Raw genomic sequence first — 7,092 nt, 5'->3', positions numbered from 1 at the left:
ATGCTGGAGTCTTCGCGCGACAGATGCTTGGCCGCGACTGCGCCGGCTGCGGCGGTGCGCACATCGGTCAGATAGCCATTGTCGAGCAGCAGCGCCTCGACCACACCGGTCTTGGCCGAAAGCAGCACCATCATGCCGCCGCCGCTCGGCAGGCCGAGCTTCGGATTGTCGAAGAAGCCGGAGCTTATCTTGACGGCGAAGCCATCTATGCCGGGCACGTAGGCGGACTTCACGTCGACCTCGCCGCGATGCTCGTGAATGTCGAGCCTCAAGATTGGCGGCATCGCCACCGGCATTGTCGCCAAAGCCCGAAAGGCGTTCTCGACGCAGGCGACCGCATCCAGATCGAGCGTCACGATCTTGCGCAGGTCTGTTTCGGTGAGGATGGTCATGCGGCTCATGTGGGGCGCTCGGTCAGTGCAGCGTTGCCGCAGACGATGCGGCGATGCAGGCTCATGTCGATGTTGCGGCCAGACAGGATGGCCACCACCGGTCCTTTCGCAGTGACCTTCCCAGCAAGCAGCGCGCCGATGCCGACCGCGCCCGCGCCTTCGACGATCTCGCGCTCCTGCTCATAGGCATGCCGAATGCCGGCGGCGATCTCGTCCTCGGAAAGCAGGATGACGTCGTCGAGCAGCTCACGGCACATGGCAAAGGTCAGCCGGTTATCGAGGCCGATGCCGCCGCCCAGCGAGTCCGCAAGCGTCGGCAATTCCTCGATCTGCACGGGGCGGCCGGCATCGAGGCTCGCCTTCATCGCGGCACCGCGCGACATCGAGACGCCGACGACTTTGGTGGCCGGGCTCACCCCCTTGACCGCCGCCGCAACGCCGGCTGCCAGGCCGCCGCCGGAGAGCGGCACTAGCACACTTGCTGCGTCCGGAACCTGCTCCATGATCTCCAGCCCCAGCGTGCCCTGCCCGGCGACGATGTCGGGATGGTCGAAGGGCGGCAGCATGACCAGCCGCTCCTCCGCGACCAGCCTGTCGACCTCCTGCTGGGCATCGTCCTGGCTGTTGCCGACGATGCGAATATCCGCGCCGAGGCGGCGGATTGCGTCGAGCTTGTTCTCGGGCACCAGCCTCGACATGCAGATCACCGCGCGCATGCCCTCGAGCTTCGCCGCATGGGCCAGCGCGCGGCCGTGATTGCCGGTCGATGCCGCGACGACGCCGCGCGACCTTTCCTCCGGACTCAACGCGGCGATCGCGTTGGACGCGCCACGCAGCTTGAACGCGCCGGTCGTCTGGTGATGTTCCAGCTTGAGGTGAACGGGATGGCCCACGCGATCCGAGAGGCTTTGCGACAACACAGTCGGCGTCCACTCGACCTTTCCGGCAATGCGTTCGCGCGCAACGCGGATATGCTGAAGCGTGACTTCCGTTTTGGTCATTGGCATGCCCGCTCACCGGGCCAATGGCTTCGTCATCAGCCGGCCGAACTGCGGCCGCGCCGTGTCGTCGCCGCAAAGCCGCAGGCAGTTCCAGGCGCTCGCCTGGTTGCTGGTGACGACCGGGCGGCCGATTGCCTCCTCCATGCCTGGAACGGCGAGCGCCGCGCGTAGCGCGGTGCATGAAACGAACAGCGCATCCGCCTGCGCATGCGTCGCCTTGCGCGCCAGATCGACGAGCGAGGTAGGCTCGATGCGTGCCATCTCCCGATCGTCCTCGAAGCCGAGGCAGGTGACGCTCTCGATCTCGAAGCCGTGCGCGGCGAAATAGGCGGCCATCGGCCGGCTGGTCTCGACAGTGTAAGGGGTGAGAATGCTGATCTGCTTCACGCCAAAAGCGTTGAGGCCGCGCACGCCGGCCATGGGCGGCGTGACCACGGGAACATTCGGCTTGGCCGCCTGGATCGCCTGCTCGATCTCGGCGTCGCCGATCCCCACGGAAGCAGACGTGCAGGAATAGCAGACGGCATCGAGCGTCTCGTCCGGCAGGATCAGTGCCGCGCCCGCCGAAAGCGAGGGCTGCATCTTGCGCAGATTGTCCGGCGTCGTCGGATTGGCGTAGGGGATGCGCGCGACGTAGACGCCGATCCGCTCGCTCGCCACCATGCGGCGGAAGTCGACCTCGCTGGTATGATCGGTGGCCAAAGCAATCAGCCCGACGCGCTTTTCGAGTGGACGCGCATCGAGTGCGGGCCGGGTCGATGCCAGCTCGATTTCGGGCAACAGTTTCATGACTTTCATCTCTCGATCCTGCCGTAACGACGCTCCAGCCAGCGCAACAGCACGACGGAGCAGAGGCTGATGACGAGGAAGAAGGCGCCAACCAGCGTCATCGGCTCGATGTAGCGGTAATAGGTATTGGCGACGCTCTTGGCTTGGTTCATCAGCTCCAGCACGGTGATCGCCGAAAGCAGCGGCGTCTCCTTGAACATGGCGATGAAGTAGTTGGCCAAGGCCGGGATCATCGGCGGGATCGCCTGCGGCAGGATGACATGCGTCCAGGTGTGGCGGCCGTTAAGATTGCAGGCCTTGGCAGCCTCCCACTGGCCGCGCGGCACATTGTCGATGCCGGCGCGATAGACCTCGGCCGTATAGGTGCCGTAGTGCAGTCCAAGCCCGATGACGCCCGCCACCAAGGGCGGCAGCAGGATGCCGATATCGGGCAGGACGTAGAAGATGAAATAGAGCTGCACCAGAAGCGGCGTGCCGCGGATGAATTCGGCGAACCAGCCGACGCTGCGCGACACCGTGCGGTTAGGCGAGCGCCGCGCCAGCGCGATCGCCAGACCGACGATCCCGGCCAGGATCGAGCCGAGCACGGTCGCCAGGATCGTGATCTTCACCCCCTGGATCAGGGTCGGCATGATCTCCCAGACAAAGTTCCAATCCCATTCCATTAGCGGGCCCATTCCATCAGACACGCACTCCGTCGAGACCGCGCGCCATGCGGCGCTCCAGCGAGCGCACGCCCCAGGAGATGATCAGCGCGAGCGCGAAATAGATGACGAGAACGGAGACGAAGGGCATCAGCGTGCTGCCGGTCTGCGAGCGAACCACCTGCGCCTGGAAGGTGAGATCGGCAAGCGAGATCAGCGATACGACCGAGGTCGCCTTGAGCAGCTCGATCGCGTTGTTGCCGAAGGTTGGCAGCATGATGAGCAGCGCCTGCGGCAGGATGACGTAGCGCATGCCTTGCCAGCGGCCGAGATTAAGCGCGGTGCAGGCCTCATATTGCTCACGGCCGATCGACAGGATGGCGCCGCGCACAACTTCCGCCGCATAGGCCCCGACATTGAGCCCCAGCGCCAGCATGCCGGCCTGCAAAGGCGTCAGCGACAGACCGGCGAAGGGCAGCACGAAATAGGCCCAGAACAGCTGCACGAAGATCGAGGTGCCGCGGAAGAACTCGATATAGGTCGTGGCAATCGCGCGCACGATGAAGAAGCGCGACACACGTCCCATGCCGGCGAGAAAGGCCATGACGAGCGCGAGCACCGACCCCATCAGCGTCAGCTCGATGGTGACAAGCGCTCCCTGCAATATCAGGCCGAGATAGCCGGACCACTGGGTCATTGAGTTTCAAATTTTCCTAACGTTTGCAGTCGTTGCGAGAGGCTGCGACAGCCTTGTCCCCGCCCACGGGAGAAGATGCCGTCAGGCAGATGAGGGGCAGCGCTGACCTTGAAATGCTGGCGCGCCGCCCCTCATCCGGCTCTTCGAGTGACCTTCTCGCCGCAAGCGGGAAGAAGGGAGATTACTTCGCCGCGCAGAGCTTCTCGCGCGTCGTCGACATCGCCGCCTTGGCCGAGAAGCCGTAGGGCTCTATGATCTTGGCGAACTCGCCGGACTTCTTCATCTTGGCGAGCTCGACGTCATAGGCATCGCGCAGCGCCTCGTCGCCCTTCTTGAAGGCGGCGCCGTCGCAATAGACCGGCGCGCCCTGCACCGGCGCGATCACTTCGAGATTCGGATCATTGGCCTTCTTGATGAGGTCGTTGATCGACAGAACGGGCAGCGAATAGGCATCGATGCGGCCGTCCTGCACCATCTTCAGGCCGCTCTGGCCGTCCGGCACGACGATGACGCGGTCGCGCGGCACGCCGGCATTGAGCGCCAGCTTCTCCTCGGTGCCGCCGCCCGGCGCGCCGATAGTGGCCGACGTGTCCTTGGCGACGTCCTCATAGCTCTTGAAACCCTTCGGGTTGCCCTTCTTCACCAGCATCGCTTCCGCATCGCACAGCACCGGCTCGGAATAGGCGACCGCCGCGCAGCGCTCAGGCTTCATGAACAGGCCGGCGGTGACGACGTCGAAGCGGCCGGCCTGCAGGCCGGGGATCATGGCGCCGTATTCAGAGATGGAGGCGACGATATCGTTGACGCCGAGGCGCTTGAAGATCTCGCGCGCTACGTCGGGTGCAGCGCCCGAGACCTTGCCGTCCGCGGCGACCGCCGTGTAGGGCGGCTCGTTGGCAATGGCGACGCGGGCAAAGCCCTGCTGCTTGAGCTGCTCGAGCTTTGCGTCGTCTGCCGAACGCGCGCCGGAGGCGAGCAGCATGGTGCTTACGGCGAGACCGGCGACGCCAGCCAGGATGCCAAGTTTCTTCATCGTTCCCAACTCCTTGTTTCTCTTCTTGGTTCGCTCGGTTCGGATGGCGTCCTTGCCACCCGTTTCTGGCTTTCGGGACGGCTTCGCCGCCCTGGCATGACGGTCAGACGCGATGTCCGGCCGCGATGATCTTCTTCAGGAAGCCCTGCGTGCGTTCCTGCTTGGGATGGCGGAAAATCTCATCGGGCTTGCCTTCCTCGACGATCCTGCCGCGATCGAAGAACAGCACGCGATCGGCGAAGTCGTGGGCAAAGCCCATCTCATGAGTGACGAGCAACATCGTCATGTCGGTTTCGGCGGCGAGCTTGCGCATGACATTGAGCACCTCCTCGACCAGCTCGGGGTCGAGCGCCGAGGTGACCTCGTCGAACAGCATGATCTTTGGCGACAGCGCCAGCGCGCGGGCGATCGCGACGCGCTGCTTCTGGCCGCCGGAAAGCTGTGCCGGCATGCTCTTCGCCTTATCGGCGAGGCCCACCATGTCGAGCAGTTCCATCGCCCGTTTTTCGGCGGCGGCTCGCGCCACGCCCTTGGTCAGCATCGGCGCCAGCGTGACATTGTCCATGACGCATTTGTGCGGGAAAAGATTGAAGAGCTGGAAGACCATGCCGATCTTCTGGCGCATCTTGGCCAGGTGCCGCTCGTCGGCCGGCACCAGCTGGCCGTTGCGCTCCATGTGATAGAGCTGCTCGCCGTCGATCTGGATATGGCCGCCGTCGATCTTTTCCAGCGTCATCAGGATGCGCAGGATCGTCGTCTTGCCCGATCCGGATGGGCCGATCAGCGCCAGCTTCTCGCCTGGCATGACCTGCATCGACAGGCCGTCCAGCACCTTGAAGGCGCCGAAGCTCTTCGAAATGGCGTCGACCTTGATGATGGGCGCGGGCAATCCATTTCCCCGTTCTGAAGCGGCCTATGCTCCTAACGATGCGAAACGCGCTAAATCATGTCAATTAGGAAAATAATATCATGACAATTTTTCGAGCGCTGCACAATTTCAGGGCAATTGGCGATCCGCTTTTGCATCAGATGGCGAGCAGAAGATGCTCCGGATCGCCCAGCAGGAGCTTGGCGACAACGCTCAAGCCCGAGCGCAGTTCCCCTTCGGTGGTCGAGCCGAGCGAGATGCGCACGGCCGGATGCCACGGCGTGTCGGCGATGCGGAACGACGTGCCCGGGGCAATCGCCACGCCGCGCAGGCGCGCCTGCGCAACGAAGCTCTCCTCGGCGCGGTCGCCCGGCAATTCGAGCCACAGATGCAGCCCGTCGCGATGGGAGCGATAGTCGACGCCGGCCAGCATTTCGGCTGCGATTTCCTGCCGGCGTCTCAACGCCCCGCGTTGCCAGCTGACCAACTCAAAAGCCGTGCCGTCATTCACCCACCGCGTCGCGATTTCCGCCACCATCGGCGTCGCCATCCAGTTCGAGACGAGATGGCGGTTGGCGACCGCCGCGACATAGCGGTCGGGCACGGCGAGATAGCCGATCCGCAGGCCGGGCACGGTTATCTTGGTGAAGGAGGTGACGTAGAGCGTCCGCTCGGGCGCGAAGGCGGCAACCGCCGGAGGCCGGCCTTCGACGAGCGGCCCGAGCACGTCGTTCTCGATGATGGCGATGTCATGTTTGCGCGCGACCGCGGCGATCTGCTCGCGCCGGCTGGCGTCCATCAAGGTAGCCGTCGGGTTGATGACCGAAGGCTGGACGAAAACGGCGCGAATGTCCGAGAGACGGCAGGCCTCGTCCAAGGCTTCCGGGATCAGGCCGTTGCCGTCGATCGGCAGGCCCTCGAGGTTGAAGCCGAGGTAGCGGGCGAGCGGCACCAGCGTGTGGTGGCCGATGGCCTCGGTGGCGACCCTCGAACCGGGCGGTGCGACGCTCATCAGCGCCACCGTCATGCCGGCAGTGGCGCCGTTGGTGAGGCTGATGTTCTGCGGTGAGGCGTCGAGGCCGCAGAGCTTCAGCCATTCGACCGCCACCGTGCGATGACGCGGGAACACCATGTTCGGCCGGAACGACAGCGCCGAACTCGACGGCAGGTTCTCGGCCAGCCACCCCAACGCCTCCTTCAGCTTCTCCAGATGCATCGGCTCGCAGACCGGCTTCAGGATCGAGAGGTCGATGACCTCGCCCAACCGTTCCGGAAGGTAGGGCGGCTCCGGCTCCCGGCGCTGCGTCTGCACGAAGCTGCCGCGGCCGACCTCGCCGGCAATCAGACCGCGGCGGATCAGTTCCTCATAGGCGCGGCTGACCGTCTGGACCGAAAGTTTCAGGTCGTCGGCAAGCCGCCGGTGCGTCGGCAGTCGCGCGCCATTGGCGAGCTTTCCGTCATGGATGGCGCGCGCGAACTGATCGGCCAGCGAGAGGTAGGCCGGGCGGCGGATGAGCGCAGGATCTGGCTGCCATAATGTCATGACTTTATTAGAGATCGAAATCAGTGCAATTGACAATCGAAATAATGCATCGTCATGGTGTCCGGAACAAAAAGCGGGGCCGGCATGGCGGCAGCGAAACTCGATCCGATCGACCTCAAGATCCT

Annotated in this window: 7 protein-coding genes and 1 pseudogene; all 8 read right to left on the bottom strand. The window is 64.4% G+C overall.

The window, feature by feature from the left end; genetic code table 11:
* Positions 1–401, bottom strand: a pseudogene (locus EOA79_RS27390) (ornithine cyclodeaminase family protein); the annotation flags it as partial.
* On the bottom strand, positions 398–1,393 hold the full coding sequence (gene eutB / locus EOA79_RS27385; RefSeq protein WP_095800410.1) for a hydroxyectoine utilization dehydratase EutB: 996 nt from the start codon (positions 1,391–1,393) through the stop codon (positions 398–400). The gene eutB and the pseudogene EOA79_RS27390, both read right to left, overlap by 4 nt.
* Positions 1,394–1,405: 12 nt before the next feature.
* Positions 1,406–2,182, bottom strand: coding sequence for an ectoine utilization protein EutA (gene eutA / locus EOA79_RS27380; protein ID WP_128293471.1), 777 nt, complete (start codon positions 2,180–2,182; stop codon positions 1,406–1,408).
* A gap of 5 nt (positions 2,183–2,187) precedes the next feature.
* Positions 2,188–2,847, bottom strand: coding sequence for an ectoine/hydroxyectoine ABC transporter permease subunit EhuD (ehuD, locus tag EOA79_RS27375; protein WP_067002307.1), 660 nt, complete (start codon positions 2,845–2,847; stop codon positions 2,188–2,190).
* Between the two features lie 16 nt (positions 2,848–2,863).
* A complete protein-coding gene (gene ehuC / locus EOA79_RS27370) occupies positions 2,864–3,523 on the bottom strand; it encodes an ectoine/hydroxyectoine ABC transporter permease subunit EhuC (protein WP_095823359.1) in 660 nt (219 codons plus the stop codon).
* Positions 3,524–3,704: 181 nt separating this feature from the next.
* Positions 3,705–4,556, bottom strand: coding sequence for an ectoine/hydroxyectoine ABC transporter substrate-binding protein EhuB (gene ehuB / locus EOA79_RS27365; protein ID WP_067326181.1), 852 nt, complete (start codon positions 4,554–4,556; stop codon positions 3,705–3,707).
* A gap of 103 nt (positions 4,557–4,659) precedes the next feature.
* Complete coding sequence (gene ehuA, locus EOA79_RS27360; protein WP_067326178.1) at positions 4,660–5,445, bottom strand: ectoine/hydroxyectoine ABC transporter ATP-binding protein EhuA; 786 nt, start codon at positions 5,443–5,445, stop codon at positions 4,660–4,662.
* Positions 5,446–5,581: 136 nt separating this feature from the next.
* Positions 5,582–6,967, bottom strand: a complete 1,386-nt coding sequence (locus EOA79_RS27355) for a PLP-dependent aminotransferase family protein (RefSeq protein ID WP_095823360.1) — start codon at positions 6,965–6,967, stop codon at positions 5,582–5,584.
* Between the last annotated feature and the right edge of the window lie 125 nt (positions 6,968–7,092).

It is taken from the genome of Mesorhizobium sp. M1A.F.Ca.IN.020.03.2.1, assembly GCF_004023205.1.
Classification (GTDB): domain Bacteria; phylum Pseudomonadota; class Alphaproteobacteria; order Rhizobiales; family Rhizobiaceae; genus Mesorhizobium.
Note: the sequence above shows the minus strand (reverse complement) of the source record. Positions and strands in the feature narration are given on the sequence as shown.